Annotated in this window: 29 protein-coding genes and 1 other RNA gene; 22 read left to right on the top strand and 8 right to left on the bottom strand. The window is 63.6% G+C overall.

All coding sequences use genetic code 11. The features are described 5' to 3' along the window. Positions 1-42 precede the first annotated feature (42 nt). The 5 genes from ACP15N_RS09195 (at position 43) to ACP15N_RS09215 (ending at position 2,453) form a co-directional block, all read left to right on the top strand. Positions 43-645, top strand: coding sequence for an N-acetylmuramoyl-L-alanine amidase (locus tag ACP15N_RS09195; RefSeq protein ID WP_425091944.1), 603 nt, complete (start codon positions 43-45; stop codon positions 643-645). Between the two features lie 13 nt (positions 646-658). After that, positions 659-1,029: RNase P RNA component class A (gene rnpB, locus ACP15N_RS09200), an RNA gene on the top strand. A 112-nt stretch (positions 1,030-1,141) separates the two neighbouring features. Then, on the top strand, positions 1,142-1,309 hold the full coding sequence (rpmG, locus tag ACP15N_RS09205; RefSeq protein ID WP_012179442.1) for a 50S ribosomal protein L33: 168 nt from the start codon (positions 1,142-1,144) through the stop codon (positions 1,307-1,309). A gap of 83 nt (positions 1,310-1,392) precedes the next feature. Then, a complete protein-coding gene (locus tag ACP15N_RS09210; RefSeq protein WP_425091945.1) occupies positions 1,393-1,893 on the top strand; it encodes a GNAT family N-acetyltransferase in 501 nt (166 codons plus the stop codon). Positions 1,894-1,982: 89 nt separating this feature from the next. Beyond that, complete coding sequence (locus ACP15N_RS09215; RefSeq protein WP_425091946.1) at positions 1,983-2,453, top strand: hypothetical protein; 471 nt, start codon at positions 1,983-1,985, stop codon at positions 2,451-2,453. 80 nt (positions 2,454-2,533) lie between these two features. Here ACP15N_RS09215 and ACP15N_RS09220 read toward each other — a convergent pair whose 3' ends face one another. Together ACP15N_RS09220 and ACP15N_RS09225 are read right to left on the bottom strand one after the other, a co-directional pair. After that, entirely contained in the window at positions 2,534-3,256 is a 723-nt protein-coding gene (locus ACP15N_RS09220; RefSeq protein ID WP_425091947.1) for a Bax inhibitor-1/YccA family protein, read from the bottom strand. Between the two features lie 183 nt (positions 3,257-3,439). Next, positions 3,440-3,691: a DUF1127 domain-containing protein gene (locus tag ACP15N_RS09225; RefSeq protein ID WP_425091948.1), complete on the bottom strand. Its 252-nt coding sequence runs from the start codon at positions 3,689-3,691 to the stop codon at positions 3,440-3,442. 123 nt (positions 3,692-3,814) lie between these two features. On the opposite strand from ACP15N_RS09225, the gene ACP15N_RS09230 reads away from it, so the two are divergent. Continuing rightward, positions 3,815-4,669, top strand: coding sequence for a LysR family transcriptional regulator (locus tag ACP15N_RS09230; protein WP_425091949.1), 855 nt, complete (start codon positions 3,815-3,817; stop codon positions 4,667-4,669). Between the two features lie 7 nt (positions 4,670-4,676). On the opposite strand, the gene ACP15N_RS09235 is transcribed toward ACP15N_RS09230, so the two are convergent. Continuing rightward, positions 4,677-5,639 (bottom strand): NADPH:quinone oxidoreductase family protein, encoded by a 963-nt coding sequence (locus ACP15N_RS09235; RefSeq protein ID WP_425092118.1) that lies wholly within the window; start codon positions 5,637-5,639, stop codon positions 4,677-4,679. 374 nt (positions 5,640-6,013) lie between these two features. Here ACP15N_RS09235 and ACP15N_RS09240 point away from each other — a divergent pair, with 374 nt between their 5' ends. From ACP15N_RS09240 to ACP15N_RS09255, 4 genes are all read left to right on the top strand, one after another. After that, on the top strand, positions 6,014-6,382 hold the full coding sequence (locus ACP15N_RS09240) for a helix-turn-helix domain-containing protein (protein WP_425091950.1): 369 nt from the start codon (positions 6,014-6,016) through the stop codon (positions 6,380-6,382). A gap of 108 nt (positions 6,383-6,490) precedes the next feature. Continuing rightward, entirely contained in the window at positions 6,491-7,306 is an 816-nt protein-coding gene (gene hisN / locus ACP15N_RS09245; RefSeq protein WP_425092119.1) for a histidinol-phosphatase, read from the top strand. Then, positions 7,303-8,646: an 8-oxoguanine deaminase gene (locus tag ACP15N_RS09250; RefSeq protein WP_425091951.1), complete on the top strand. Its 1,344-nt coding sequence runs from the start codon at positions 7,303-7,305 to the stop codon at positions 8,644-8,646. The genes hisN and ACP15N_RS09250 overlap by 4 nt, the downstream gene beginning before the upstream one ends. After that, positions 8,643-9,104 (top strand): CAP domain-containing protein, encoded by a 462-nt coding sequence (locus tag ACP15N_RS09255; protein ID WP_425091952.1) that lies wholly within the window; start codon positions 8,643-8,645, stop codon positions 9,102-9,104. The genes ACP15N_RS09250 and ACP15N_RS09255 overlap by 4 nt, the downstream gene beginning before the upstream one ends. 68 nt (positions 9,105-9,172) lie before the next feature. On the opposite strand, the gene guaD is transcribed toward ACP15N_RS09255, so the two are convergent. Next, positions 9,173-10,468: a guanine deaminase gene (gene guaD, locus ACP15N_RS09260; protein ID WP_425091953.1), complete on the bottom strand. Its 1,296-nt coding sequence runs from the start codon at positions 10,466-10,468 to the stop codon at positions 9,173-9,175. A gap of 116 nt (positions 10,469-10,584) precedes the next feature. On the opposite strand from guaD, the gene mgtE reads away from it, so the two are divergent. The 6 genes from mgtE (at position 10,585) to ACP15N_RS09290 (ending at position 17,371) form a co-directional block, all read left to right on the top strand. Next, entirely contained in the window at positions 10,585-11,967 is a 1,383-nt protein-coding gene (mgtE, locus tag ACP15N_RS09265) for a magnesium transporter (protein WP_425091954.1), read from the top strand. Beyond that, complete coding sequence (locus tag ACP15N_RS09270) at positions 11,964-12,554, top strand: 5-formyltetrahydrofolate cyclo-ligase (RefSeq protein ID WP_425091955.1); 591 nt, start codon at positions 11,964-11,966, stop codon at positions 12,552-12,554. The genes mgtE and ACP15N_RS09270 overlap by 4 nt, the downstream gene beginning before the upstream one ends. 124 nt (positions 12,555-12,678) lie before the next feature. Further along, on the top strand, positions 12,679-13,494 hold the full coding sequence (locus ACP15N_RS09275) for a TIGR00282 family metallophosphoesterase (protein ID WP_425091956.1): 816 nt from the start codon (positions 12,679-12,681) through the stop codon (positions 13,492-13,494). Then, positions 13,491-14,429 carry a DMT family transporter gene (locus tag ACP15N_RS09280; RefSeq protein ID WP_425091957.1) on the top strand — a complete coding sequence of 313 codons (939 nt, stop codon included), beginning with the start codon at positions 13,491-13,493 and terminating at the stop codon, positions 14,427-14,429. The genes ACP15N_RS09275 and ACP15N_RS09280 overlap by 4 nt, the downstream gene beginning before the upstream one ends. Positions 14,430-14,451: 22 nt before the next feature. After that, a complete protein-coding gene (locus ACP15N_RS09285) occupies positions 14,452-16,254 on the top strand; it encodes an SLC13 family permease (RefSeq protein ID WP_425091958.1) in 1,803 nt (600 codons plus the stop codon). Between the two features lie 208 nt (positions 16,255-16,462). Next, positions 16,463-17,371, top strand: a complete 909-nt coding sequence (locus ACP15N_RS09290; RefSeq protein ID WP_425091959.1) for a homocysteine S-methyltransferase family protein — start codon at positions 16,463-16,465, stop codon at positions 17,369-17,371. 55 nt (positions 17,372-17,426) lie between these two features. Here the strand turns inward: ACP15N_RS09290 and ACP15N_RS09295 are convergent, their stop codons facing one another. Next, positions 17,427-18,167, bottom strand: a complete 741-nt coding sequence (locus tag ACP15N_RS09295; protein ID WP_425091960.1) for a YebC/PmpR family DNA-binding transcriptional regulator — start codon at positions 18,165-18,167, stop codon at positions 17,427-17,429. A gap of 144 nt (positions 18,168-18,311) precedes the next feature. Next, a complete protein-coding gene (locus tag ACP15N_RS09300; protein WP_425091961.1) occupies positions 18,312-18,743 on the bottom strand; it encodes a YHS domain-containing (seleno)protein in 432 nt (143 codons plus the stop codon). A 192-nt stretch (positions 18,744-18,935) separates the two neighbouring features. On the opposite strand from ACP15N_RS09300, the gene ACP15N_RS09305 reads away from it, so the two are divergent. Next, positions 18,936-20,714: an SLC13 family permease gene (locus ACP15N_RS09305; protein ID WP_425092120.1), complete on the top strand. Its 1,779-nt coding sequence runs from the start codon at positions 18,936-18,938 to the stop codon at positions 20,712-20,714. 66 nt (positions 20,715-20,780) lie between these two features. After that, positions 20,781-21,440, top strand: a complete 660-nt coding sequence (locus tag ACP15N_RS09310) for a DUF2306 domain-containing protein (RefSeq protein ID WP_425091962.1) — start codon at positions 20,781-20,783, stop codon at positions 21,438-21,440. On the opposite strand, the gene ACP15N_RS09315 is transcribed toward ACP15N_RS09310, so the two are convergent. Beyond that, positions 21,437-22,333: a LysR family transcriptional regulator ArgP gene (locus ACP15N_RS09315; RefSeq protein WP_425091963.1), complete on the bottom strand. Its 897-nt coding sequence runs from the start codon at positions 22,331-22,333 to the stop codon at positions 21,437-21,439. The genes ACP15N_RS09310 and ACP15N_RS09315 overlap by 4 nt on opposite strands. A gap of 95 nt (positions 22,334-22,428) precedes the next feature. Between ACP15N_RS09315 and ACP15N_RS09320 the strand changes: the two genes are divergently transcribed. The 3 genes from ACP15N_RS09320 to ACP15N_RS09330 all read left to right on the top strand — a co-directional run bounded on the left by ACP15N_RS09320 (position 22,429) and on the right by ACP15N_RS09330 (position 24,400). After that, entirely contained in the window at positions 22,429-23,058 is a 630-nt protein-coding gene (locus tag ACP15N_RS09320; RefSeq protein WP_425091964.1) for a LysE/ArgO family amino acid transporter, read from the top strand. Between the two features lie 42 nt (positions 23,059-23,100). Beyond that, positions 23,101-24,003: a DMT family transporter gene (locus ACP15N_RS09325; RefSeq protein WP_425091965.1), complete on the top strand. Its 903-nt coding sequence runs from the start codon at positions 23,101-23,103 to the stop codon at positions 24,001-24,003. Between the two features lie 148 nt (positions 24,004-24,151). Continuing rightward, complete coding sequence (locus ACP15N_RS09330; RefSeq protein ID WP_425091966.1) at positions 24,152-24,400, top strand: YdcH family protein; 249 nt, start codon at positions 24,152-24,154, stop codon at positions 24,398-24,400. A gap of 93 nt (positions 24,401-24,493) precedes the next feature. Here ACP15N_RS09330 and ACP15N_RS09335 read toward each other — a convergent pair whose 3' ends face one another. Then, complete coding sequence (locus ACP15N_RS09335) at positions 24,494-25,888, bottom strand: helix-turn-helix domain-containing protein (RefSeq protein WP_425091967.1); 1,395 nt, start codon at positions 25,886-25,888, stop codon at positions 24,494-24,496. A gap of 45 nt (positions 25,889-25,933) precedes the next feature. Here ACP15N_RS09335 and ACP15N_RS09340 point away from each other — a divergent pair, with 45 nt between their 5' ends. After that, a complete protein-coding gene (locus ACP15N_RS09340; protein ID WP_425091968.1) occupies positions 25,934-26,938 on the top strand; it encodes an HNH endonuclease in 1,005 nt (334 codons plus the stop codon). Positions 26,939-26,976: the final 38 nt, after the last annotated feature.

The raw sequence follows: 26,976 nt of genomic DNA on the forward strand, positions 1-26,976 counted from the left end.
GATGGCGCGAAGCCCTCGCTGATTGTTCTGCACTATACGGCCATGACTTCGGCAGAGGCGGCCTGTGACTGGCTCTGCAACCCGGAGGCACAGGTTTCTGCGCATTATCTGATCGCGCGCGATGGCCATTCCATCCAGATGGTCGATGAGGCACACCGCGCGTGGCACGCCGGGGCAGGGCAGTGGGGTGCGATCACGGACGTCAACAGCCACTCCATAGGGATCGAGCTCGATAATGACGGGTCCAGCCCGTTTTCAGAGCCTCTCCTGTCTGCGCTGGAGGCCCTGTTGGCCGCCGTCATGGACCGGTGGAGCATCCCGCCTGCTGGTGTCATCGGCCACTCGGACATGGCGCCGGGGCGCAAGATTGACCCCGGTCCGCGCTTTGACTGGCGCCGCCTGGCGCGGCAGGGGCTCGCAATCTGGCCGGATGCGGAACCGGACCTTCCGCCGGATGCCGCGCGTTTCGAGGCTGCGCTGTCGCGCTTTGGCATGACCCATCCGGCGGACGCCGCCACGCGCCTCGCGGCATTCCGGTCCCGGTTCCGGCCGGGCGCGTCGGGCCCGTTGGCGACGGCGGATATGGCGCTCGCGCAGACCCTCGCGGACCGCTTCGGCGTTGACGCTCGCCCCGCCAGCGCCTAAGCGGACAGACGCGCGGGTGGGCTGGATGGCCGCGGCCTTTCGGTCGAGGAAAGTCCGGACTCCACGAAGCATAGGTGCCGGGTAACGCCCGGGCGGGGAAACCCGACGGAAAGCGCCACAGAAATGAAACCGCCCCGGCTGGTCCGGGGTAAGGATGAAACGGTGGGGTAAGAGCCCACCGCGGGGCTGGCAACAGTCCCGGCATGGCAAGCCCCACCTGGAGCAATGCCAAATAGGGACCCCGCGGCGCGCAAGCGCCGGGACGCTTCAGCCCAGGGGTCCGGGTTGGCAGCTAAAGCGTGCTCGGCAACGGGCCGCTCAGAGGAATGGTCATCCATGGGGGCAACCCCGGGACAGAATCCGGCTTACAGGCCCGCCCGCGCGCCGAATCCTGTTGACAGCCCGCCTGAGGCGAGTAAACACCGGGCTTCAACTTCACCGGGCCAGCCCGCCTTTGGGCTTGCCTGACGTTCCGCCCGTTCAAGGAGTCCGCACCATGGCGAAGCCGACAACGATCAAGATCCGCCTGAACTCCACAGCGGATACCGGCCACTTCTACGTGACCAAGAAAAACGCCCGTACGATGACCGAGAAGATGGTCGTGCGGAAGTACGACCCGGTCGCGCGCAAGCACGTCGAATACAAGGAAGGCAAGATCAAGTAATCCTGCCCCCCTGTGACGATCCAAGAACCGCGCTCCCGAGCGCGGTTTTTTTGTTTTTTGCCCCATATGTCCGAGGTCTCCAGATGTCCCTAGTCATTCGCCCCGGCACGTCCCGCGATGTCGCGGATGTGGATGCCCTGCTGGCTGCGAGCTATCCGGTCCTGCTCAAGCCGGACTATCCGCCGTCGGTGATGGTGACGGCCCTGCCGCTGATCTCGCGTGCGCAGCCTGCCCTGATCACCTGCGGGACCTACTTCGTTGTGGAGCAGGAGGGGATTCTGCGCGCGGCAGGGGGCTGGACCTTTGGGCCGCCCAAGGGCACTCGCCCGGCCCCGGGGCTAGGGCATGTCCGCCATGTCGTCACCGATCACCGCGCGGTGCGGCGCGGGTTCGGGCGCGCGCTGATGGACCACATCCTGGCAGATGCTGGCGCCAGAGGCGCAACCCGTCTGGAGGCTCTGTCGACCCTCACGGCGGTCCCGTTTTACAGGGCGATGGGCTTTGCGCCGCTTGGGGAAGTGGATGTGCCGCTCGGGCCTGCCGGGTTGCCGTTCCGCGCCGTCAGGATGGACCGGTCCTTGTGACATCTGCCCGGTGATCTCCCAGCGGTTGCCGTGATCTTGCCATGTTAAGCGCAGACACTCCGCCGGATATTTCCAAACGGAGACAGGCCATGCGTCCGCTCATTCTGATTCTGCCCATCGTCGCTCTGGCGGCATGTGCACCCGATCCGGTCGGCTTCGACAAACATCCGGTCGGCAAGACCACCGCCGCCATCGACAACCGGGATGCGGCTGCACAGCAAGCCACCCTTGCCGCGCGTCGGTCCGCGCCCAGCTACACGACCGTTTCCGACCAGATGCGGCGCTCCAAAGTGCCGCTGACGCAGGGCGAGGCGGCTGCCCGCGCGATGGCCGAGCGCAAATCGCGCGACGGCATTCCACTCAGCGCCGGGGGGCAGACCTTTACCGTGTCCCAGATTGCGTCCGACGGGCAGTATTTCCTCGTGGCGCATGGCTCTGGCGGGACGATCGACCAATCCGAGGCGCTCAAGCGCATGGCCGATACGGTCACCGGCTGCGCGCCCGCCGGGCCGGCCTACCGTGCCGAGACGTCCTACGCGATTGCACTGACCTGTCTCTGAGCCTGCGGGTCCAGTCCCATGGTAGACGCAAAAAAGGCCGGCGCATGCGCCGGCCTTCGTCTTTTCGAATGCCCTGAAGGTTACTCGCGATTGCCGAGGAACTGCAGCAGGAACATGAACATGTTGATGAAGTTGATGTAGAGCGACAGCGCGCCCATGATCGCAGACTTCGCCAGCCATTCCTGATCACCGTACTGCGCATGCTCGATATACTCGGTCTTGATGCGCTGCGTGTCATAGGCTGTCAGCGCTGCGAAGATCAACACACCCAGAACTGACACAGCGAAGGCAATCGCCGGAGAGCCGAGGAAGATGTTGATGATCGAGGCTGCGATCAGGCCGATCACGCCCATGATCAGGAACCGGCCCCAGCCGCTCAGGTCCTTTTTGGTCGTGTAGCCGTACAGGCTGAGACCCGCGAAGGCGATGGCGGTGACAAGGAACGTCTGTGCGATCGACACGCCGGTGTAGGCTGCGAAAATCCACGCGATGGACAGGCCCATCGCTGCGGCAAACGCATAGAAGAATACCTGCGCGGCGGCAGCCGACATCTTGTTGATCATCGCGCTGAAGGCAAACACCATGATCAGCGGTGCGAACATCACCAGCCACTTGACGGGGGAGCCCCAGATGGCAGCAACAAGAGCTTCGTTCGTGCCGACGGCCCACGCGACAGCAGCGGTCAGGACCATAGCCACGGACATGAGCCCGTAGACCTTGTTGAAGTGGGCGCGCAGACCCTCATCGATCTGCGCTGTGCGCACGCCTGCGCCGGCAGTGCGGATCGTGTCGTATTGTGCCATTGAACCCTCCTTGAAAAAGAACGGACCGATGGCGCGGCCCGGTTGGCAAAGATATTGGCCGGATTGACGCTTATTTCAAGAGGGGAAGCAGGGGGAAAACCGGCCAAAAAGCAGGCATTTTCACGCGTTTTGGCCGATTGGTCAAAAATATGCATCGAATATGCAAGATTTTTGCGCTGCTAGTTACAGTTTCCAGTTCGATGGCACGTCCCAGACGGGACGGCGCGCTTCACTGTCTGCCTCGTCCGGCTCAAGTCCGATATCGCGCAACAGATGCGCATCCAGAGATTTGAGCTGCCGACGCTGCCTGCGCAACGCGACCAGAGTTAGCACTGTGTCCAAGCCGACTTTCGGCAGGCGCAACTCGGCGCCGGTCAGCCCGAATAGACGGGCGAGTACGGAAGAGGTGGGACGGGAGGGGGACGGGCTGTGCATGGTGCGATCCTTTCGCTTTCCTGATGTCTCCGGTGTGTTTCATTCTGTATGTTGATGTATATGGCGCACCCTGATACATATTGAAAACGAATGATTGTGATCTGAAGCATCAGGAAAAGTGATATGCCTCGAAATCTGGACCTTACCGCGTTGCGCTCTTTCGTGGCAGTGGCCGAGAACGGGGGCGTGACCCGCGCCGCGGGCGTGCTGAACCTGACGCAATCGGCCGTATCCATGCAGCTCAAACGCCTCGAAGACGGGTTGGGTATCGCACTTTTGGACCGGGCCGGGCGCGGCGTGGCGCTGACGGCGACCGGCGAGCAGCTGTTGGGCTATGCGCGGCGGATGCTGTCACTCAATGACGAGATTTATGCCCGGATGACGGATCAGGCCTTCGAAGGTGAGGTCGTGCTTGGTGTCCCGCACGATATCGTCTACCCGGCGATCCCTCAGGTTCTGCAGCGGTTCAACGCCGAATATCCAAGGGTCAAGGTGCAGTTGGTGTCGTCCTTCACCACACGGCTGAAGCAGATGTTCAACCGTGGCGAGGCGGCGATCGTTCTGACGACCGAAGATGCGGTTGAAGCTGGCGGAGAGACGCTGTGCGAACTGCCGCTGGCCTGGGTTGGTGCGCCTGGCGGGTCGGCTTGGCGCCAACGGCCGCTGCGATTGGCATTTGAGCACAACTGCATTTTCCGCAGGTCGGTTCAGGACGCGCTGGATGCTGATGGCGTACCATGGGAGATGGGCGTCGAGGCGGACAGTTCCCGCACGATCGAGGCCAGTGTCTCGGCGGATCTTGCGGTACATGTCATGCTGGAAGGGATGGAGCCGGCCTACATGGAGCGGATCGCCCATGGCGGCGGTTTGCCGGCCTTGCCGAGCAAGCAGATCAACATGTACGCGAACCGTCTGGCCAGTGACCCTGTCAGCGACAATCTGATCGATGCCTTGCGGCAGGCATTCGGGGCGCTCTGACGGCTGGTCAGGCGATCTGGATCACCACCTTGCCGGTCGACTTGCGGGTGCGCAGCAGTTCCATTCCTTCTTCGACGCGGTCGAACGGCAGAACATGGCTGATATGCGGCTTGATCCTGCCCTCATCGTACCACGCAAAGAGCTGCGAGAGGCTGTCGGTCAAGGCCGTCGGATTGAACTTCAGAAACCCGCCCCAATAGAACCCGTGAACGGAGATGTTTTTCACCAGCAGATGGTTCGGCTTGATCTCGGGCAGGTCGCCGCCCGCAAATCCGATCAGAAGCATGCGTGCCTCCGGGTTGCAGGCGCGAAACGCCTCCGTGAAGGCGGGTCCGCCGACCGGATCATAGACAACATCCGCCCCGCCAAGCGCTTTGACAGTCTCGCGCAGCGTGTCATCGTTGCTGTCGATCAGGTGATCGGCGCCTGCGGCTCTGGCTTGCGCCAGCTTTTCCGGGCCGCGGGCGCTTGCGATCACTTCGGCGCCCATGACTTTGCCGATCTCAACCGCTGTCAGTCCGACCCCGCCCGCAGCACCCAGGACCAGAAGGCGTTCACCCGGTTGCAGTCGGGCCGTGTGGGCCAGCGCCAGATGCGAGCTGCCATAGGCAATCTGGAAGCCAGCCGCGTCGGTCAAGCTCATGCTGTCGGGCAGTGGCACACAGCGCGCCGCCGGAAACGCGCCAACCTCTGCCAGACCACCATGGCCGCTGTAAACCGCCACGCGCTGCCCCACATGCAGGGTCTCCACGTCCGTGCCCACCGCACTGACCGTGCCCGCCACTTCGAGGCCGAGCGTCACCGGCAGGGGAGGCTTCTCCTGATACTTTCCCTTTGCCATCAACAGATCGGCGAAGTTCAGTCCACACGCCGCGATCTCGACCACCACATCTGTCGGACCAGGTTCGGGCGTCGGGATGTCGGCAAATTTCGGGGCGGCTGTCAGGTCATCGGTCAGAAACGCGCGCATCATACTCTCGGATTCGGTTGGTTTGGGCGTCAATTGCTTCCGGCGGACGCTAGTTTGTGCACGCGCCGTTGACCAGCCGTTGCAGCCGTGGCTCAGATCTGTCGCGTTTTGAACTCCCCAACTTGCGAAAAATTGCAAAATGCAATGCAAAATGATAGACACGCATAGGGAGATTAAGATTCGTGGGGAACAATTAACCGGCTATGCGCGCAAATCCGCCTGAGCCACGTAGCGCCAGCAATTTGCCGGGTTTTTTCCGCGTTTTAATGGTTTGATCAAGTCAGTCCGTTGGGCTGTCGAACGGTATTTCAAAACTGGCATGCTATTTGCTTGTAACCAGAGATGTTCAAGAGACGACGGCTAAGGAGACGATTATGAAGCACCCTGTCGACGTACATGTGGGAAAGCGCATTCGGCACCGTCGGTGGATGGTCGGAATGACCCAACAGCAGTTGGCAGAGCGTGTAGGTATCAAGTTCCAGCAGATCCAGAAATACGAAACCGGCATGAATCGTGTGAGCGCATCCCGTCTGTGGGAGATCAGCGCAGCCCTGAAGGTCCAGCCGAGCTTCTTTTTCGAGGGCATCGGCAATGACGCCGAAGCCAACACGGTGCCGGACCTGCCGGGCGACCTGCTGTCGGACAAGGAAGCGCTGGAGCTTGTGCGCTCCTACTACGCGATTCCAGAAACACAGCGCCGCCGCCTTTTTGACCTCGCGCGCGTTCTGAGCGACGCCGCCTGACCAATCTCGCGCAGCGAGGGTGCTTCACGCCCCGGCCTGCTTGACGCCGCGCCGCCCAATCGGTAGCGCGGCTTTATCATGTCCGCTCGCCAGCTGTTGGAACGTCCCATGCGCCATGCCGCCTCTTTGACCGATGCAGATGCAGACAGTTTGTGGCGGACCGCGCATCGGTTGGCAGATGTCGCGCGCCCGATCACGCTGCGGCATTTTCGATCCGCTGCCTTGCAGGTGTCGAACAAGGATGCCGCGGGGTTCGATCCGGTAACCGAAGCCGACCGCGCAACGGAACTGGCAATGCGCGAGATACTGGCCGACATGCGCCCGGATGATGCGATCCTGGGCGAGGAGTTCGGCACAACGGACGGGACATCGGGCCTGACATGGGTACTTGATCCGATCGACGGAACCCGCGCCTATCTCAGCGGCGCGCCGACATGGGGTGTCCTGATCGCGCTCTGCGACGCAACCGGCCCGCACCTCGGGGTGATTGACCAGCCCTACATTGGCGAACGGTTCTTTGGCGGAGCCGGGCAGGTGGGGGTCTCGGGTCCGAGCGGAACCCAAGTCCTCGCGACCCGTCGGACCGAAGCGCTGTCGGACGCCATCCTGTTCACGACTTTCCCCGAAGTGGGCTCACCAGAAGACCGGCGTGGGTTCGAAGCAGTCGCCGAACACGTGCGGCTCACGCGCTACGGTATGGATTGCTATGCATACGGGTTGCTTGCCGCGGGTCAGATTGATCTCGTGATCGAGGCCGGCTTGCAGGCCTATGACATTTGCGCTCCGATCGCGGTGATCGAGGCGGCAGGCGGCATCGTGACCGACTGGCAGGGCGCGCCGGCCCATGCGGGCGGTCGGGCGCTTGCAGCAGCCAACCCGAGCATCCATGCGGCCGCGCTCGACATCCTGCGGCACATCCCATGACTGACCTTCTGATCCGGAACGCCCGCGTTGTCGTCACCATGGACGCGGCGCGCCGTGAATTGCCCGAAACGGACATCCTGGTCCGCGACGGTGTGATCCAGCAGATCGGACCGGGCCTCGAAACGCAGGGCAGAACGCTTTCAGCGCGGGGTTGCGTTGTCACGCCCGGCCTGATCAATACCCATCACCATCTGAACCAGACGCTGACCCGAGCCGTTCCCGCCGCGCAAGATGCCTTGTTGTTCGGATGGTTGCAGACTCTGTACCCGATCTGGGCGCGCATGACGCCGGATGATATCCGCACCGCTGCAATGGTCGGGTTGGCGGAACTGGCGCTCACGGGCTGCACGCTCTCTTCGGATCACCTCTACATCTTTCCCAACGGCACCCGTTTGGAGGATACGATCGAGGCGGCCAGCGAACTTGGGCTGCGCTTTCATCCGACACGCGGGTCCATGTCGATCGGGCAAAGCGCAGGCGGTCTGCCCCCCGACGCGCTGGTGGAGGATGAGGCTGCAATCCTGAACGACAGTATCCGCGTGATCGACGCCTTCCACGAGACCGGCCCGGGGGCAATGGTGCAGGTTGGCCTGGCGCCCTGTTCACCCTTCTCTGTCAGCCGCGAGCTGATGCGCGATGCCGCGCTGCTGGCGCGCGAGAAAGGCGTGCGCCTGCACACGCACCTGGCTGAGAATGACGAGGATATCGCCTATAGCCTCGCACAGTTCGGCTGCCGTCCCGGTCAGTATGCCGAGGACCTGGGCTGGACCGGCGCGGATGTCTGGCACGCCCATTGCGTGAAACTGGATGCTTCCGAAATCGACCTGTTTGCCCGCACCAGAACCGGCGTGGCCCATTGTCCCTGTTCGAATTGCCGCCTCGGCTCCGGTATCGCGCCGGTGCGGGCCATGCGCGACGCAGGTGTGCCGGTCGCACTCGGGGTCGACGGCTCGGCGTCCAATGATGCCGGATCGCTGATTGCGGAAACACGGCAGGCGATGCTGTTGCAGCGCGTCCGCAGCGGAGCGGACGCCATGTCCGCCCGCGAGGCGCTCGAAATCGCCACGCGCGGCGGGGCGGAGGTGCTGGGCCGCGCGGCAGAGCTTGGCCAGATCGCCCCCGGGTTCCGCGCTGATCTGGCGATCTGGGATGTCACAGGGCTGGAGGCCGCAGGGGCTTGGGATCCGGTGGCTGCGCTCCTGCTCTCAGGGCCTCCGCGCGTGCGCGATCTGATCGTCGAGGGTCGTTTGGTCGTAGAAGGCGGGGCCCTGAGCCGCGTGGACGCCGCGCGTCTTGCCGCCGATCAAAACCGTGCCGTGACGCGGCTGATGGCAGAATGATCCGCCAAGGTCTTTCCCTTCTGGCGGTCCTTGCAACACTTGGCGCCTGCACGGTGCCTCCCGGTCCCCCGACCACCGCCTCGCAAGGTGTCCCCGCGCCCGGCCTGCTGGCAGAGGTCAACGGGGCGCGCGCGGCACGGGGCCTGCCGCCGCTGCCACAGGCCGGCGCCCTCGATCAGGCGGCCGCCACCCACGCGCAGGACATGTCCAGCAAAGGCTATTTCGCGCACGAAGCCCCCGACGGCTCTACCCCGCTGCGCCGGATGCGCGCGGCCGGGTTCGACGCCTGCTACGCCGCCGAAACCATCGCCAGGGGTCAACGCACCGAAGCCGCCGTTGTCGAAGGCTGGATCAACTCCCCGGAGCACGCCGCGCTGATGTTCAGCCGCAACCCCACCGCCGCGGGAACCGGGCGTGCCGGAACGTACTGGGTCATGACCCTCGCCCGGCCCTGCTGAACCCGTTTCATTCAAGTCGTGAGATATCGCGGGGGCGCCGCCGAAAGCTGCGCGGGCATCGCCCCCAGCTATGCCGTTCCGACGACCCGCGCACCCGCGACCCAAACGCCTGCCACGGCCCGGTCATCGCCCATCATGATCGTCGGAAACACGGCTTCCCAGATGTCGCTCGCGCGGGCAGCGCGCTGCGCGATTGCCGGGGTGGAGCCGAGATCGAGCGCCACCAGATCTGCCTCCATCCCCACCGCCAGCGTGCCGATCCGGTCGCCCAGGTGCAGCGCCTCTGCGCTGCCGCGCGTGGCGAGCCAGAGCAGCTCTGACGGATGCAACGGCCGTCCGCCCAGTTGCGCCACCTCATAGGCCGCGGCCATCGTCCGCAGCATGGAAAAACTCGATCCGCCGCCAGTGTCGGTGGCCAGTCCTATCCGGTGCGTTCCGGCCAGGCCGCCCATGTCAAAGAGCCCCGAGCCGATGAACGTGTTCGAGGTCGGACAGTGGACCAACGCGGCGCCAACCTCCGCCATCCGGTCCCGCTCCCGCGCGGTCAGGTGAATCGCATGGCCAAACAGCGCCGTTGGCCCCAGAAGACCCGCGCGTTCGTAGGTGTCGAGGTAATCGCGCGTCTCCGGAAACAGCTCCGCCACCCAGGCGATCTCGTCCGTCTGCTCGCTCAGATGCGTCTGCATCAGGCAGTCCGGGTGTGCGGCATACAAAGCCCCCATCGCCTCAAGTTGCGCGCGGGTCGAGGTCGGCGAAAACCGCGGTGTGATCACGTAGGACAGCCGGTCCACCCCGTGCCAGCGCGCCAATAGCGCGGCGGACTGGTCGTGCGCCGTCTGTGCGTCGTCGCGCAGCCCGTCCGGCGCGTTGCGGTCCATACAGGTCTTGCCGCACAGCGCCCGCAGCCCGCGCGCGCGCGCCGCTTCGAAATAGGCGTCCACGCTCTCGGGGTGTACCGTGCCATAGCTGCACACCGTCGTGGTCCCCTGCGCCAGTGTCAGATCGAAATACGCCTCTGCGATCCCGGCCGCATAGCTTGGGTCGGCAAAGCGCATCTCTTCTGGAAACGTATAGCTGTTGAGCCAGTCAATCAGCCGCTTGCCCCAGCTTGCGATGATACGGGTCTGCGCGAAATGGGCGTGGGCATCTACGAACCCCGGCAGGATCAGCGCGTCACCCAGATCGACCACCTCCGCGTCCGGATGCGCCGCGCGCAAGGCCGCCGCGTCGCCAAGGGCCGCGATCCGCCCGTCTTCGATCAGAACACCTCCCCTTGGGTCATGGCGGCACACGTCCCCATGCGGCGCCCGCATCGGGTTGCCGGTGATTTCCAGGGTCTGCCCGCAAAGAAGGAGTTGTGACATGCCCGCACCCTGCCGCCCGCTTGGCGGATTGTAAATCGCCCTGCGACGCGCCTTTGCATTGGTCATTGCTGCAACTGCGCCCTATGGTTCGCACAAGCGAAGCGAAGAGGCACGCGATGGCAGAGCCCGAGCAGGTTCCGGAGGCAGAGACCGAGGTCGAATACGCCCTCGACCGTGGTCTTGTTGCCAGCCTCTACGACGCGCTCGGGGCTCACGACGCCGCGCGCGTTGCGGAATTGCTGGAACCGTTGCACCCGGCCGATGTCGCGGACCTTTTTGAACAGATCGGGCCGGCCAAACGTCGCGATGTCCTGTCGCTCTGGCGGTCGGAAGACATGGGCGAGGTTCTCTCCGAACTGGATGAGAGCCTGCGTGAAGACGTCATCGCCGCACTGGAACCCGAGGCACTGGCCGATGCGGTCCGTGACCTCGACAGCGACGATGTGGTCGATCTGGTCGAAGACCTCGATGCCGCGCAGCAGGATGCGATCCTTCAGGTGCTGGAGGCGCCAGACCGGGTCGCTGTCGAACAATCCCTGCAATACCCCGAAACCTCCGCCGGGCGTCTCATGCAGCGAGAGCTGGTAATGGCCCCGGAACACTGGACCGTGGGCCAGACGATCGACCATATCCGCGCTGCGGATGATCTGCCCGATCAGTTCTACCACGTCATCCTTGTCGACCCGCGCCTGCGTCCCACCGGGTATGTCACCCTGGGCCGGATGCTGGGATCCACACGCGGCACGGCCCTTTCGGATATCACCGAAGACACGTTTCGCACGATCCCGGCCCTGCAGGATGAGGCCGACGTGGCCTATGCGTTCAACCAGTATCACCTGATTTCCGCCCCGGTCGTGGATGAAGAGGATCGGCTCGTGGGCGTGATCACCATCGACGATGCCATGGCTGTGCTCGACGAAGAGCATAACGAGGATATCCTGCGCCTTGCGGGTGTGGGCGACGAATCCGTTTCCGACACCACATGGGCAATCACGCGGCAACGCTTTCCGTGGCTGGCGGTGAACCTGCTGACGGCGATCGTCGCATCGCTGGTCATCTCGATCTTCGAGGAGGTGATCATGCAGGTGGTCGCCCTTGCGGTGCTGATGCCCATCGTGGCGTCCATGGGCGGCAATGCCGGCACCCAGTCGCTCACCGTGGCGGTGCGTGCCATCGCCACCAAGGACCTTACCGGATCGAACGCCTGGCGGGTTCTGCGCCGCGAGGTGACGGCGAGCCTGCTCAACGGTCTGGTTTTCGCGGTGATCATGGGCGGGGTCAGCCTCGTATGGTTCGGGACGCCGGTGCTGGCGCTGGTCATCGGCGCGGCGATGGTGATCAATCTCGGGGTCGCCGGGTTCGCCGGATTGCTGATCCCGCTGGCGCTCGACAAACTCGGGATCGACCCGGCACTGGCCTCTGGCACTTTCGTGACAACGGTGACCGATGTGGTGGGCTTTTTCGCCTTCCTCGGCCTTGCTTCGATGATCCTGTTGTGACGACTGCCAATCGAAAGGCGGCTGCCCGGAAGACGGCGCGCACGCGGCGCGGGATGGCGTTTGACAGCGATGCGCGCCTTGGCCGCGCGGCGGTGGAGGCCGCAACAGATCGCCTGCTCGCTCTCCTGCAGACCCTGCCCGAGGGCCCGGTCGCGGGCTATATGCCGATCCGGTCCGAGCTTGACCCCCTGCCGGCCATGACGGCGCTGGATTGGGCTGGTCGGCCAGTTTGTGTTCCAGTCGTTCAGGACAAGGGCGCAGCGCTGGCCTTTCACAAGTGGTACCCCGGGGCCGAGATGACGGACGGCGCGTACGGGGCGCGGGTGCCACGCAACCCCGTTCCGATGACCCCTCGCATCCTGATCGTGCCGCTGCTGGCCTTTGACGCGCAAGGCATGCGGTTGGGCTATGGCGGCGGATTTTATGACCGAACCCTCGCCTGTCTGCGTGCCGCAGACCCCGACACACATGCCATCGGCTTTGCCTTTGCAGCGCAGGAACAGCCCGGCTTGCCGACAGAGCCGACCGATGCCCGCCTCGATGGGCTTGTGACCGAAGCCGAAACCCTGCTCTGGCCGCGCTCCTGATCTTCATTCCAATCCGCAAGTGTCCTGGCGGCGTAGCCAAAAGCTGCGCTGGCAGAGCCTTCAAACCCGACCAGACGCCTTCCCGCGCTTGCGCCAACCGCAACAAGTGCCTAGGGCATAGAACATGAAATTGCTTTTTCTTGGCGACGTTATGGGCCGCGCAGGCCGCACTGCCATTATCGACCACCTGCCGCGTCTGCGGGCCGAGTGGCGGCTGGATTTCGTGGTCGTCAACGGCGAGAATGCCTCAAACGGCGCTGGCCTCACGCCCGAGCACGCGCGTCTGCTCCTGCAGGCCGGCGCGGATGTGATCACGCTTGGCGATCATGCCTTCGATCAACGCGATATGCTTCAGTTCATCGAAACAGAACCGCGCATCCTGCGCCCGATCAATTTTGCCAAGGACGCGCCCGGCAAAGGTGCGCGCGTCTATGAGGCCCCCGGCGGCAAGAAGATCCTCGTCGCGCAGGTGCTGGGGCAGGTCTTCATGAAACGCCCGTTTTCGGACCCGTTCTCGGCGCTCGATGCGTTGCTGCGCACCCACCCGCGCGGCGGGCTGGTCAACGCCAGCCTCATCGACATCCATTGCGAGGCCACGTCCGAGAAAATGGCCGTCGGCCATTTCTGCGCGGGCAAGGCCAGCGTCGTGGTTGGCACCCATACGCATGTGCCCACGGGGGATGCCCAGATCCTGACCGGCGATACGGCGTTTCAGACCGATGCGGGCATGTGCGGCGACTACAACTCCGTGATCGGGATGGACCCGGAGGAACCCTTGCGCCGGTTCGTGACCGGCATGCCCAAGGGCCGTTTCCAGCCCGCCAAGGGTGCGGCGACGCTGTCGGGTCTCTACGTCGAAACCGATGACCGGACCGGAGCCGCAACCCGGGTGGAAATGGTCCGCCAGGGCGGACGGCTTGCCTCGTCCGGTCCTGCGTGACGGGGCCCGAGCGGGTCCGCCTTACCGCCGTTCTGGTGGCAATCGGGGCGGGATGGGGGATCACCCAACCGCTTTCGAAAATCGCCGTCTCGACCGGGCACCCGCCCTTTGGCCTCGTTTTCTGGCAACTGGCGATCGGAGCGGTCGTGCTTGGCGCGATATGCGTCCTGCGCGGGCGCGGGCTGCCACTCGGGCCTGTCCACCTTCGGCTTTATGGTCTTGTCGCTCTGGTCGGCACATTGATCCCGAACACCGCCAGCTATGCGGCCATCGCGCATCTGCCCTCTGGTATCGTGTCGATCCTGCTGTCCTTGGTGCCGATGCTTGCCTTCCCGATCGCACTGGTCCTCGGGCTTGATCGGTTCTCCGCGCTGCGCCTCGGCGGGCTGGCCTGCGGGCTGGCCGGGGTTGCCCTGATCGTCCTGCCGGGCAGCGGTGCATTGCAGGCCGTCGCGCTTGTCTGGATTCCCGTCGCGCTGATCGCCCCGCTCTTCTACGCGGTCGAGGGCAATATCGTCGCCCGCTGGGGCACCTATGGGCTCGATCCGCTACAGGTGCTCTGGGGGGCCTCGCTCGTCGGGGCTGTCCTCGCCTTGCCCGTCACCCTGATTACGGGCGTCTGGGTGGACCCGCGACCGCCCTGGGGAGGCGCCGAAGCCGCCCTTGTGGCCTCCTCCGTGATCCACGGGCTTGTCTACGCGTCCTATGTCTGGCTCGTAGGGCGGGCGGGACCGGTTTTTGCCGGGCAGGCAGCCTACCTCGTGACTGGGTTCGGACTGATCTGGGCGATGCTGCTGCTGTCGGAACGCTACTCGGGGCCGGTCTGGGCTGCACTCGTGCTGATGTGCGCAGGACTGTTTCTCGTCCAGCCCCGCAGGAATGCCGCGCTTGCAAAGCCTGCGCCACCTGCGCAGACTGCATCCTCGGAACGCTAACCGTACGGACCCCGGCACACCTATGCTCGATCTTGGCCTGACCCCGACGCAGGAGGCCCTGACCACCCTTGCCGTGGTGCTCGGCATGTTCGTGCTGTTCGTCCGTGAGGTTTATCCCGCGGAAGTCACGGCGCTGGCGGGTGCGACCCTGCTACTGGTGCTCGGGCTCTTGCCCTATGACGCTGCCTTGACCGTGTTCTCCAACCCTGCGCCCTGGACGATTGCCGCGATGTTCATCGTGATGGGCGCGCTGGTGCGTACCGGTGCGCTTGACTGGTTCACGTCCTTTGCGCAGGACCGCGCGGCGGGTCGGCCCAAGGTCGCACTCGGCGTGCTGCTGGGCTTCGTCGCGCTGGCCTCGGCGTTCGTCTCGAACACGCCCGTTGTCGTGGTGATGATCCCGGTGTTCGTGCAACTGGCCAAAACCCTTCGCATTCGTGCGTCGAAAATCCTGATCCCGCTCAGCTATGCGGCAATCATGGGCGGCACGCTGACGCTGATCGGCACCTCCACCAACCTGCTCGTCGATGGTGTTGCCCGCGCCAACGGGCTGGAGCCGTTTTCGCTGTTCGAAATCACCCCCGTCGGCATTGCTGTCGTCGCCTGGGGCATGATCTATATCGCTTTCGTCGCCCGCCGCCTGCTGCCCGCGCGCGACAGCATGGCGGAGCTTCTGACCAACAAGTCCCGCATGAAATTCTTTACCGAGGTCGCCATCCCCGAGGACAGCCCCCTCATCGGCCGCCGCGCGCAGGAGGTGGAGATGTTTCGGCGCGATGGCGTCCGCCTGATCGACGTTCTGCGGGGGGACCTGTCCCTGCGCCGCGATATGGGCAGTGTCGTTCTGGAACAGGGCGACCGCGTCGTTCTTCGCACGGAAATGGCAGAGCTTCTGTCGATCAAGTCCAATAAGCTGGTGGAAACCTCCACCGGGCCCGAGGTCGAGGGCATCGACAAACTCAGCTCGGTCCGCACCACGACGGTAGAGGTGCTGATCACCCCGGGCTGTGGCCTTGTCGGGCGCTCGCTTGGCCAGTTGCGCCTGCGCCGTCGCTACGGCGTCTACCCGATCGCCGCGCACCGCCGGAACCAGAATATCGGTCGCCAGCTTGATGATCTGGTCGTCCGCGTTGGCGACACACTCCTGCTGGAGGGCAACCCCGAAGACATCCAGCGCCTCGCCGTCGATCAGGGGCTGGTGGACATCGCGCAACCCTCTGCGCGCGCCTACCGGCGCAGCCACGCGCCCATCGCGCTCGCGGCCATGGCCGGGATCGTTGTGCTCGCCGCGACCGGCCTCGCGCCGATCCTGATGTGCGCGATCCTCGCCGTCGCGGTCGTCCTGCTGACCCGCTGCATAGATGCCGAGGAGGCCTTTTCGTTCATCGAGGGGCGCTTGCTCGCCCTGATCTTCGCCATGCTCGCCATCGGGGCCGCGCTTGAGGCTTCGGGTGCCGTCGCCATGATCGTCGGCTGGATCGCGCCGGGTCTGTCGATGCTGCCGCCCTTCCTGATCATATGGGCGATCTACCTGCTGACATCCGTGCTGACAGAGCTTGTCTCCAACAACGCCGTCGCGGTCGTCGTCACGCCCATCGCCATCGGCCTTGCCACCGCCCTCGGCATCGACCCCCGCGCGCTGGTCGTGGCCGTGATGATCGCCGCCTCGGCCAGCTTCGCCACGCCCATCGGCTACCAGACCAACATGCTCGTCTACGGCCCCGGCGGGTATCGGTTCACGGACTTCATGAAGGTCGGAATCCCGCTGAACCTCAGCACCGGGATCGTGGCCAGTTTGGTTATTCCGCTGGTGTTTCCGCTTTAGGGGGCGAAGGGCGCCGAACCTTTTTCGATGTTTGCTGCATTGAACGAAACGTTTGAACCAAGTCATTTCTACGAAACCAAACGGACATTTGCAGATAGCGGATCTGACGGGTTTCGCTGCGCACCCGGGGAATGTCTTTGTGCCAATGGTTGGTTTTGCTACCGTCAAGAACAAGGGGTGAAGCAAACAAGGGCTTTTCATGAGACGGATGCTACCGGGCGAAAGCGACAAGCCCTACTTGGTTTATGCTGGAACCGGAACAGATCTGATCTTCAATCACGGCGTGGATATGCCGGGTTTTGCCTCGTTCCCGCTTCTGGAGACACAAGAGACCCGTTGTCTCCTCGCGGAGCAGATGGAAGCCTTGGCAAGACTGGCGGGCATCGCGAACATGGGCTGTATTCTCGATACGCCGACTTGGATGGCAAATGCCGACCGCGCAGCACCGCTAGGTTATGGTGTGGACCGGCTTGAGGGCGTGAACAAGGATGCTGCTTCGCTTATGGAGAGCGTGCGCCAGAAAGCCGATCGGAATGACATCCTCCTTTCGGCCTGTATTGGGCCACGCCAGGATCCCTATGCGGAGACCGCTGCGACGTCAGTTTCTGATGCCCGGAAATACCACGCGCAGCAGCTTAATACGTTCAAAGGAACCAGTGTCGATTTTGCAACCGCCTACACGTTCAATCGCATCGATGAAGCGGCTGGCTGCATATTGGCCGCGAAGGATGCTGGCTTGCCGATTGTGATGTCCTTGGTCGTGGAAACAGACGGTCGGCTTGACGACGGCACCCCGTTGCTTGATGCCATCGATCAGATTGATCAGCGGACAGAAAGGGCGGCCGAGTATTTTATGGTGAATTGCGCCCATCCTAGCCATTTTTTCGATGCGCTGGAGGCGCATCCAAGGTTGATGGGTGTCGTGGCAAACGCGTCAACCTGTTCACACGCGGAATTAGACGAGGCGACGACGCTGGATGACGGCGATCCCGAGGCGCTCGGACGAGAGATTGCTGACGTATTTCGGCGCAATCCTGGCCTAAGGGTATTCGGTGGATGCTGCGGGACCGACATGCGCCACATGGCTTCAATCGTGCGTTCCCTGCCCGCGCGCTAGGGATTTCCGGCGCTCGTCTTCGGTTCTGTATTTTCGCGACAGCCGAGAAAACCGCTTACAACTGCTCCATCACCTCATCCGAGGTCTCGAAATTCGCCGTGACCTTCTGGATGTCGTCGTCATCTTCCAAGGCGTCCAGCAGCTTCATAAGCTTCTGCATCTCTTCCAGACCCAGTTCGGTCGTGGTCTGCGGTTTCCAGACCAGGCGTGTCGCTTCGCTTTCGCCCAATTCGGCCTCAAGCGCGTTTGAGACATCGTTCAGGTCCGTGTCGGCGCACCAGATCGTATGCCCATCCTCGGTGCTTTCGACATCTTCCGCGCCCGCTTCGATCGCTGCCATCATGACGGTGTCGGCATCGCCGACCTCCGCCGGATAGACGATCTCGCCTTTGCGGTCGAACATGAAGCTGACCGATCCGGTCTCGCCCAGGTTCCCGCCGTTCTTGGAAAACGTGGACCGGACGGTTGAGGCCGTGCGGTTGCGGTTGTCGGTCATCGCCTCGACGATCACGGCTACGCCGCCGGGGCCGTAGCCCTCGTACCGGATCTCGTCGTAATTCTCGGCCTCACCACCCTGCGATTTCTTGATCGCACGCTCGATCACGTCCTTCGGAACCGATTGCGACTTGGCCTCTTTCACCGCCAGCCGCAGGCGCGGGTTCTTGTCGGGGTCCGGGTCGCCCATCTTGGCCGCCACGGTGATTTCCTTGGCGAGCTTGGAAAACAGCTTGGACCGCGCCTTGTCCTGTCGGCCCTTGCGATGCTGGATGTTTGCCCATTTGGAATGGCCTGCCATGGTATGCTCCCGGAGAAGGTGGGTGTCTTGGTGCGTGCCCAGATAGCGCAACTCGATCACCGGGGGCAATGGGGCGCAGGCGGGATTATCCCGTCGATCATACGCCGGGCCGCCACCCGTTTGGATGGCGACCGGGCGCTGTGCTCAGAACGGGTGGATGCGCGGCCAGTTCTCGTCGCCCGCCACGATATGCGCGGGGATATCGGCCTGCCACAACTCCTGCGCGCGGGGATGGACCTGCACATACAGTGTGTTGTCGACAATCTCCCAAACGTTCGGGTCGCCCGGCGCCTTGTAGCCCTGGCTGGCCGCCCAGGAGCAATAGCCGTCATAGGCCGGGGCGTAACGGTCCGGGTCGGCGGCAAACAGATCGCGGTTCTCGGCAGAGGTGAAATACCAGATCGCGCCATTGTGGAAGTGGTTGAATCGCGCCTCGCCCATGGCCGGTTCGCTGGTGTGGTAGGACACGGTATCATAGCCGCCGATGGCCACGGCCAGTTGGTTTCCGGCAAGCGCCGGACCGGTTGCCACGGCCAAGCCCGCTGCAACAAGGGCAGCTTTCAGAATGTGTTTCACAGAAGTGTCTCCTTTGGGATTGCAGATGCAAGCAGTGCATTGGCCAATGCTGCGGGGAGGCTAGGGGAGCGGGCGCTCACATGCACATGAACAAGCGGTCAGTGCGCGTGATCGAATTCTCACCGTCTGGTCAGCAACGCGTGATCCGCGAAACCCGTTTTCCCTGCCTTGGGTTCTGGGCTAGCGTTGGCCATGACCTCGGACCAGATCCTCCTCTTCAGTCTCTTTGGTGCTGTGTTCGCGCTCCTGCTCTGGGGGCGTATTCGCTATGACATCGTGGCGTTTTCAGCGCTCCTTCTCGCCGTCGTTCTGGGCCTTGTGCCGGCAAAGGACGCCTTTGCCGGGTTCGGGCATCCGGCAACGATTGTTGTCGCCCTCGTGCTTGTGGTCTCGGCCGGGCTGGTCCGCTCCGGCGCGGTACTGCTCATCACGCGCACGCTGGTTGACGCGTCGCGCGGGCTCGGTGCGCATATCGCGATCATGGGCGGTGTCGGGGCGGTCCTGTCGGCCTTCATGAACAATGTCGCAGCCCTTGCGCTCCTGATGCCGGTCGACATCGCCACTGCGCGCAAGGCCGGGCGGGTGGCGGGGCTGACGCTGATGCCGCTCAGTTTCGCGACGATCCTCGGTGGCATGGTCACCCTGATCGGCACACCGCCCAACATCATCATCGCCGCGATCCGTGAGGAGTCGGTGGGCGAACCCTTTGCCATGTTCGACTTCGCGCCCGTGGGCGGGGCAGCAGCCCTTGCAGGCCTTGCCTTCGTCGCGCTCGTCGGCTGGCGGCTGATCCCCAATGGCAGTGATGAGGTGCAGGCGGGCGAGGGGCTGGAGCAGTTTTCCGACTATATTGCCGAGCTCACCGTACCCGAAGGCAGCGCCCATATTGGCGAGCCACTGGAGGTGTTGTTCGAGACGGCTGAGAAAGCCGATGTCGCGATCCTCGGGGTCATCCGCGATGGCAAGCGCCGGTTCTCCGCACGCTACCTCAAGCTTGCGCCGGGTGACGCGCTGGTGCTTGAGGCGCGACCCGAAGCCCTCGATGAATTCCGCGCCGCCGCGAAGCTCGACTTTTCCGATGCCAAACGGGTTGAGGCACTCAAAGAGGCCGGATCGGGCGTCACCTTTGTCGAGGCTGTCGTCACCGACACGAGCCGGGTGAACGGCAAGACGGCGCAGGCCGTGGGCCTCGCGTGGCGGCAGCGCACCGTCCTGATGGGCGTCGCGCGGGAGGGGCGGCGCATCACCAGACAGGTGCGCAAAACCCCGCTGCGGTCGGGCGATATCCTGTTGTTGCTTGTGCCCGAGGAAAGCCGGGACGAGGTGCTCGATTGGCTTGGCGTCTTGCCGCTTGCGGACCGCAACGCGTCTGTCACGCAGGACAACATGACATGGCTTGCCATCGGTATCTTTGCCGCCGCCGTGGCCGCCGCCGCACTTGGGCTCGTCTACCTGCCCGTGGCGCTTGGCATCGTGGCCATGGCCTACGTGCTTCTGAAAATCCTGCCGAAGTCCGAGCTTTACACGCATATCGAATGGCCGGTGGTGGTCCTTCTGGGCTCCATGATCCCGCTCGGAGCCGCGCTTGAGGCATCGGGCGGCACGGAACTGCTGGCGGGCGGGTTGCTGACCCTGACCCAAGGCTGGCCCGCATGGGCTGTGCTGACCGCGCTGATGGTGGTGACGATGACGCTGTCGGATGTGCTGAATAACACCGCCACCACCATCGTTGCCGCCCCCGTCGGGATCGAAATGGCGCGTGTGCTGGGCGTGTCGCCCGACCCGTTCCTGATGGCCGTCGCGGTCGCGGCCTCGGCGGCGTTCCTGACGCCCATCGGGCACAAGAACAACACGCTCATCCTTGGGCCGGGTGGATATAGGTTTGGCGACTACTGGCGCATGGGTCTGCCGCTTGAGGTATTGATCGTTGCGGTATCTATCCCGGTTTTGTTGGTGGTCTGGCCGCTCTAGGTGACGCTGCGCCCTTGGTTTTTGTAGGGATCGAGGTATTTTTACACAAAAGAAACAGAGGCTTGTGTGCGACGAGACAAAATCCTCCGGCGTTTCGGGTTAGGACTGCTTCTGGTGCTGGTATCGCCTTTTGTTCTGTATGCCGTGCAGTTCGGTTGGCGGGGGCTGACGCGCGATCTGAGCGCGGAGACCTATTTGTGGGTTCCCGGTCAGTTGGACGTCACACGCGGCCTGATGGTGCACATGATCGCGGGTGGGTTGATCACGCTTTTCATCCCTGTACAGGCCGCGCTCGGGGCATGGGGGCAGGTGCCCCATCTGCACAGATGGACCGGGCGCGTATTGGTACCGCTCGCACTGATCACAGCGGCAGGCGGGCTCGCCTTCATTGCCTATGTGGGGACGATCGGTGGACGTCTGATGGATGTGGGGTTCACCCTTTACGGCGCGTTGATGCTGCTTTGCGCCTTGAAACTCTGGCAACGCGCGACAGAGAAAAACTGGACGGCGCATTCCGAATGGGCGATGCGACTGGTGGTCCTCGCACTCGCGTCGTGGATTTACCGGGTGCATTACGGGCTTTGGTATCTGTTGACCGATGGCTGGGGGTCGGAGCCGGATTTCAGCGGGCTGTTCGACCAGGTGCAGGTCTTTGCCTTCTATGTTCCGTATCTTCTGGTGCTGGAGCTCTGGTTGCGCCGCCGCCGCCTCCTCCGCGCCGCCTAAGGCTCCAGCAGGCGTGCGCGCGCGGTTTTGCGCAAGGCCAGCGTCAGCGGGGCCAGCAGGTCCGCATGCAGGCGCGAGACATGCCAGTAGAGCCGCGTATCCAGCGGGACGCCGGGCCGGAGTTCAACGAGGTGGCGGTTGCGCAGCGCCTGGGTCACGAGCGGTTCCGGGTTCAGGCCCCACCCCAGCCCGGCGAGACAGGCGTCAACGAACCCGTGGGTCGAAGGCAGTTGATGCGCCGGACCCGGGCGCGCGTGATCACCCAGAGCCAGACGCGCCCATTGCGATTGCAGCGTGTCCTTGGTGTCGAACTGCAGGGAGGGGGCTTTCGCCATCGTCTCGACCGTAACGCCATGGAAAAAATGCGTTTTCATGAAGGCCGGGCTGGCCGTGGCGCGGTAGCGCAAGCGCCCCAGCGCATACCCATCCGTCCCGGTCCCGGGTTTGCGCGTGGCGCTGATCGCCCCCAGAACAGCGCCGCGTGTCAGCCAATTGGCGGAATGGTCCTGATCGTCAACGACCAGATCGAACACCATGCCCTTGATCTGCGCGAGCGCGGGCAGCACCCATGTCGCAAGGCTGTCAGCGTTCACCGCGATCCGGACATGGGGGGTAGCGGCCGGGCCGAGGCTGGGCAGGTCCTGGGCCAGTTCAGCCTCCAGCAGGGCAACGGCATCTGCGTGGCGCAGCAGGCGCAGCCCGGCTTCGGTGCCGGTGCAGGGGCCACGATTGCCGCGGCTGCGGTTGACCAGAAGTGTGCCTGTCCGGTCCTCCAGCGCTTTGAGCCGGATGGAGATCGCGGCGGGGCTGACGCCTTCGTCGCGGGCGGCGGCCTCGAACGAGCCGGTGCGCAAAATGGCGGCGAGCGCGCGAAGGTTGGGATCACTAAACATTAGAATCTCTAATTAACTCTCAAACTCTTTAACTATACTAAACAATTCGAAAGCCCTAGCAGGGGGCGAAACGCGCCGAGGAAGACGCCCCCGATATGGACAGCATGACCGGCCTCTGGACCGCGGCGATTGCCGGTTTCGCGGTGAGCTTGCAACTGATCCTCGCGATCGGGGCGCAGAACGCGTTTGTCCTGCGGCAGGGGTTGCGGCGGGCGCATGTCGGCGCAGTCGTGGCGACCTGTATCGTGTCGGAAATCCTTCTGATCGGGATCGGGGTGACGAGCTTTGCGACGGTCGAGGCGCGCTTCCCGGCGGTAGGTCCGATCCTGCTCTATGGCGGGGCGGCGGTTCTGATCTGGTATGGTATCAGCCACGCACGGGCGGCATGGCGCGGCGGGGACGCGCTGACGCCGGAGGCCGGCGGGCCGGGCAGCTTGCGCGCCGCTGTGCTGACCTGCCTCGCGATCACGTGGGCGAACCCGCATGTGTACCTTGATACAGTCATCCTGCTGGGGGCGCTGTCGCGCGGGTTTCCAGGCGCGGAGGTTGCCTTCGGGATGGGTGCGGCAACTGCCTCGGCGCTGTTTTTCGTGCTGCTCGGCTACGGCGCGCGGCTGCTGGCGCCGATCTTTGCGCGCCCCGCTGCATGGCGGGTGCTGGATGCGGTGATTGCTGTGACCATGTGGGCGATTGCCGCCAAGCTGCTCTATTTCGGGGTGCCGTGATCGGACTTGTCCGTCCCGAGCCGTCGTGTCAGGGCTGAACGCATGAGCGCCCCACCTGCCAAACCCCTTGCCGGGATCCTCTGGATGGTTGTCACCGGCTTCTGTTTTGTCGGCGTCACCGCACTGGTCAAATCCATCGGCGACGCGATCCCGGCGGCGCAATCGGCGTTCCTGCGATATATCCTTGGCCTTGTCTTTCTGATCCCGATTGCCGGGCGCCTGATACAATTGCGCCTGTCGCGTACGGAGATTGGTCTCTTCACGGTGCGCGGCGTGGTCCATAGCGGCGGGGTGATCGCGTGGTTTTACGCGATGACCCAGATCCCCATCGCGGAAGTGACAGCGATGAACTACCTCAGCCCGGTTTACGTCACGCTGGGCGCAGCGCTCTTCATGGGCGAGACTTTGGCGGCGCGCCGGATCGCGGCGATCTGCGTGGCGCTGCTGGGCGCGCTGATCATTCTGCGGCCCGGATTTCGGGACCTGAGCCCCGGCCATATCGCGATGGGGTTCACCGCGCTGAGTTTCGCGGGCAGCTATCTGCTGGCCAAGAGCCTGTCGGATCGCGCCGACCCCAGCGTGGTCGTGGCGGGGCTGTCGATTGTCGTGTCGATCTGCCTTGCACCCTTTGCGCTGGCGGTCTGGGTGCCGGTCACGCCGGGGCAGTTGGGGGTGCTGTTCGGGGTCGCGTGCTTTGCGACCGCGGGGCATTACACCATGACGCTGGCGTTTCAGGCCGCGCCGCTGACGGTGACGCAGCCGGTGACGTTCCTGCAACTGGTCTGGGCCACAGCCCTTGGCGCGGTGGTCTTCGGCGAGGCTGTGGACGCGTTTGTCCTGCTGGGTGGCGGGCTGATCGTGGCGGCGATTTCGTTCATGTCGTGGCGCGAGGCGCAATTGCGCCGCCGCGCGCGCACCCCGTCCGTGCCCGAGACCAAGGGATAGGCGCGAAATCGCGGGGCTGGGATGAAAACGTGCATTTTTGGTACAATTTATGTACCGTGACTCGACGGCTGTTTGACCCGGATCAAGGTCCGCCGCGCCGAGGGGCATAAGAATGCCCCCAAGGACCGCGAACAAAAGGGAGAGAGTCATGTCCAACACGCCCCATGAACTGGCCGAGGAATTTCCGGACAAGGTTGCCGTGATGTCGACGCTGAAGGCCGAGGATGCGCATTTTGCCCGGCTTTTTGACGAGTATCACGAGGTCAACCGGGCCGTTCACCGGGCCGAGACGCGGGTAGAGGCCATTTCGGATGCGGCAGAGGAAGAGCTGCGCCGCACCCGCATGCGCCTGAAGGATGAGATCTGGACGATGATCTGCGCAGCCGAAGCGGCCTGAGGCAGATTTGCCAGTGCACCGGCGGCCCCGGCCGAACGGGGCCGGAACGACCCCCGCCCGGGCCTCGGTCCGGGCGGCGCTACGTTGCCGGGTTCAAACCTCTTCCACGGTATAGGGGAGCACGCCGCGCGTGCCGGGATCAACGCTGAGACGCCGTTCCAGCGGCGGCACGGAGCGTTGGTGGCAGTTGCGCCGTTCGCAAATTCGGCAGGAGATGCCGATCGGCTCGAACCCTTGCGTAAGGTCCAGCCCGTCGGCGTAGACCAGACTGCCGGCATGGCGCACCTCCACGCCCAGACCGATGGCGTAGCGGCGCGTGGGTGCGCCCCAGCTGCGACCTGATTTGGACACCGCGCGGGCCAAGCACAGATACCGGACACCATCGGGGGTTTCGGCAAGCTGGCGCAGGAACCGGCCCGGCGTTTCAAATGCCTGATGGACATTCCACAAGGGGCACGCCCCGCCGAAGCGCGCGAATTGCAGGCGCGTTGCCGAGTGGCGCTTGGTGATCGTACCGGCCTGATCGACCCGGACAAAAAAGAACGGCACGCCCTTCGCCCCGGGGCGTTGCAGGGTCGAGAGGCGATGCGCGACCTGCTCGATCGAGGCTCCGAACCGGTCGGCGAGACGTTCGAGGTCATGCCTGGTTTCGACGGCGGCGTGCTGGAACGCGGTATACGGCAGCAGGGCCGCACCGGCGAAGTAATTGGCCAGCCCGATCTTGGCGATGGCACGCGCCTCGTCGGTACGAAAGCGGGCCAGATCAAGCGTCGCCTCCAGCAGGTCGTTCTGGCCGGCAAGTCCGAGCTGCACCAGGAGCTGGAACCGGCGGGTTTCGGGGGCGGCTCGGGTCGACAGGGTCAACACGCCGGACTTGGCGTTGAACTCGCGGATATCGGCACGGTCGGCGTATTGCACCGCGACCCCGTGGCGGGCCAGCAACTTGCGCGCGCCGGGTTCCAGGTCGCCGTCGATCTGGTTGGCGGTATGCTCCGCTGCGCGGTCCACGGCGTCGATGTAGTTGTCGCAATAGTGGAAGAAATCGCGCACCTCCTCCCAGGCCGAAGGCTGGAGCGTCGCATCTTCCCGCCCCAGTGCCTCGTCCAGCGAGGCGAGGCGTTCGTGGGTTTCGCGGTACGCGTGGTGGAGTTGCAGGAACGCCCGCGCCAGGGCAGGTGCGTTGGAGGCCGCGAGCCGCAGGTCGGCCAGTGGCGGCGCCGCCCCGTCGAAGACCGGATCGGCCAACGCCTCGCGCATATCCGTCACCATCCGCTCGCTCTCGCCCGCGCTCAACTGGGTGACGTCAAATCCGAACTCCTGCGCCAGCGCCAGCAATACCGTGGTGGAGACGGGGCGATTGTTGTTCTCCATCTGGTTGAGGTAGGGCAGGGACACACCGAGCTTGCTGGCGAAGTCCTTCTGCGTGAGGCCAAGGCCCGTGCGCGTCTCGCGCAGCTTGGCCCCGGCATAGAGTTTCTGCGCGGGCATGGCGGCTTTCCAAGTTTGCTGACTTCGGTTTTAGGATTTGCAAACTTGGGCGTAAAGAAAAAGCTCAAGGTTTGTTCATCGACTAAGTTCTTGCGCAAAGCAAAGAAAGAAGTGTTTCGTTTAAGCATGGTAAAGCTGGTTCTTTTGCATAAAGCAGATTCGATTTACGACGATGAACCGGACGTCATCTACGATTTCCCACGAGTTTACCTTCGCGCTGTACAGGCGGCAGTTGGTGACTGGATAGTCTACTATGAACCTGTAAAGGCAGGCCCGCGTGGCTACTATGCGGTCGCCAAGATCTCCAAAGTCATTCCCAAGCCGAATGTTGATGGACGCTTCCTGGCGTTGATCGAGCCGGGTAGCTTTCTGCAATTTGATACAGGAGTTCCGCGCCTGATTGACGGTAGTCCAATAGAGAGCGCTTTGGCCGAAACAGATGGATCGGCAAAAAAGGGCGGAGCCGTGCAGCTTGCTGTTCGAAGACTGCCAGAAAAAGAGTTTGCGCGGATCGTCGACCTTGGTTTGCCTGCCAATCTCGTAGAGACCGAGGCCACTCGATACGACCCTGAGACAAACGCTATGTGGGACAAAAGCGCGACTTTTGAAAGGCCCATAATGGAGCGGCTCACACGTCGACCGTACCGCGATGTCGCGTTTCGCCGAATAGTTAGAGAAGCTTATGGCTATTGCTGTGCCATGTCAGGGCTAATGCTGCGAAATGGAGGTGGAAGACCAGAAGTACAAGCGGCTCACATAAGGCCGGTAGAACACAAGGGAAGTGACTCTGTTAGAAACGGTTTAGCGCTTTCTGGGACACTTCACTGGATGTTCGACCGAGGGCTGATATCTGTGGCTGACGATTGTAAGACACTTCTTGTTTCGCAAAACAAGGTGCCACGCGACGTCATCGAACGTCTGCTGCCTTCGGATGGCAAACTGCTATCGCCTAGTGACCCGCGCAATACGCCCCATCCTGAGAACCTTCGTTGGCATCGCGAGAACGTCTTCGGACAAGTAGATACGAGCGATTTCCTACCCCCACATTAGACCAAGCAAGCTCTATCCAGCAAAAAGTAATGCTTCCT

The organism is Tropicimonas sp. S265A (assembly GCF_049800835.1).
Taxonomy (GTDB): Bacteria; Pseudomonadota; Alphaproteobacteria; order Rhodobacterales; family Rhodobacteraceae; genus Dinoroseobacter.

Bases quoted from the DNA above. Each gene is read 5' to 3' on its own strand.
- hisN (WP_425092119.1), top strand. From the start codon at position 6,491: ATGCGCCATGCCGCCTCTTTGACCGATGCAGATGCAGACAGTTTGTGG.
- ACP15N_RS09195 (WP_425091944.1), top strand. From the start codon at position 43: ATGACTTCGGCAGAGGCGGCCTGTGACTGGCTCTGCAACCCGGAGGCA.
- ACP15N_RS09290 (WP_425091959.1), top strand. From the start codon at position 16,463: ATGCTACCGGGCGAAAGCGACAAGCCCTACTTGGTTTATGCTGGAACC.
- ACP15N_RS09330 (WP_425091966.1), top strand. From the start codon at position 24,152: ATGTCCAACACGCCCCATGAACTGGCCGAGGAATTTCCGGACAAGGTT.
- ACP15N_RS09215 (WP_425091946.1), top strand. From the start codon at position 1,983: ATGCGTCCGCTCATTCTGATTCTGCCCATCGTCGCTCTGGCGGCATGT.
- ACP15N_RS09320 (WP_425091964.1), top strand. From the start codon at position 22,429: ATGGACAGCATGACCGGCCTCTGGACCGCGGCGATTGCCGGTTTCGCG.
- ACP15N_RS09305 (WP_425092120.1), top strand. From the start codon at position 18,936: ATGACCTCGGACCAGATCCTCCTCTTCAGTCTCTTTGGTGCTGTGTTC.
- ACP15N_RS09235 (WP_425092118.1), bottom strand. From the start codon at position 5,639: ATGCGCGCGTTTCTGACCGATGACCTGACAGCCGCCCCGAAATTTGCC.
- ACP15N_RS09335 (WP_425091967.1), bottom strand. From the start codon at position 25,888: ATGCCCGCGCAGAAACTCTATGCCGGGGCCAAGCTGCGCGAGACGCGC.
- ACP15N_RS09230 (WP_425091949.1), top strand. From the start codon at position 3,815: ATGCCTCGAAATCTGGACCTTACCGCGTTGCGCTCTTTCGTGGCAGTG.
- mgtE (WP_425091954.1), top strand. From the start codon at position 10,585: ATGGCAGAGCCCGAGCAGGTTCCGGAGGCAGAGACCGAGGTCGAATAC.
- ACP15N_RS09225 (WP_425091948.1), bottom strand. From the start codon at position 3,691: ATGCACAGCCCGTCCCCCTCCCGTCCCACCTCTTCCGTACTCGCCCGT.
- guaD (WP_425091953.1), bottom strand. From the start codon at position 10,468: ATGTCACAACTCCTTCTTTGCGGGCAGACCCTGGAAATCACCGGCAAC.
- ACP15N_RS09325 (WP_425091965.1), top strand. From the start codon at position 23,101: ATGAGCGCCCCACCTGCCAAACCCCTTGCCGGGATCCTCTGGATGGTT.
- ACP15N_RS09295 (WP_425091960.1), bottom strand. From the start codon at position 18,167: ATGGCAGGCCATTCCAAATGGGCAAACATCCAGCATCGCAAGGGCCGA.
- ACP15N_RS09255 (WP_425091952.1), top strand. From the start codon at position 8,643: ATGATCCGCCAAGGTCTTTCCCTTCTGGCGGTCCTTGCAACACTTGGC.
- ACP15N_RS09315 (WP_425091963.1), bottom strand. From the start codon at position 22,333: ATGTTTAGTGATCCCAACCTTCGCGCGCTCGCCGCCATTTTGCGCACC.
- ACP15N_RS09275 (WP_425091956.1), top strand. From the start codon at position 12,679: ATGAAATTGCTTTTTCTTGGCGACGTTATGGGCCGCGCAGGCCGCACT.
- rpmG (WP_012179442.1), top strand. From the start codon at position 1,142: ATGGCGAAGCCGACAACGATCAAGATCCGCCTGAACTCCACAGCGGAT.
- ACP15N_RS09250 (WP_425091951.1), top strand. From the start codon at position 7,303: ATGACTGACCTTCTGATCCGGAACGCCCGCGTTGTCGTCACCATGGAC.
- ACP15N_RS09285 (WP_425091958.1), top strand. From the start codon at position 14,452: ATGCTCGATCTTGGCCTGACCCCGACGCAGGAGGCCCTGACCACCCTT.
- ACP15N_RS09210 (WP_425091945.1), top strand. From the start codon at position 1,393: ATGTCCCTAGTCATTCGCCCCGGCACGTCCCGCGATGTCGCGGATGTG.
- ACP15N_RS09220 (WP_425091947.1), bottom strand. From the start codon at position 3,256: ATGGCACAATACGACACGATCCGCACTGCCGGCGCAGGCGTGCGCACA.
- ACP15N_RS09240 (WP_425091950.1), top strand. From the start codon at position 6,014: ATGAAGCACCCTGTCGACGTACATGTGGGAAAGCGCATTCGGCACCGT.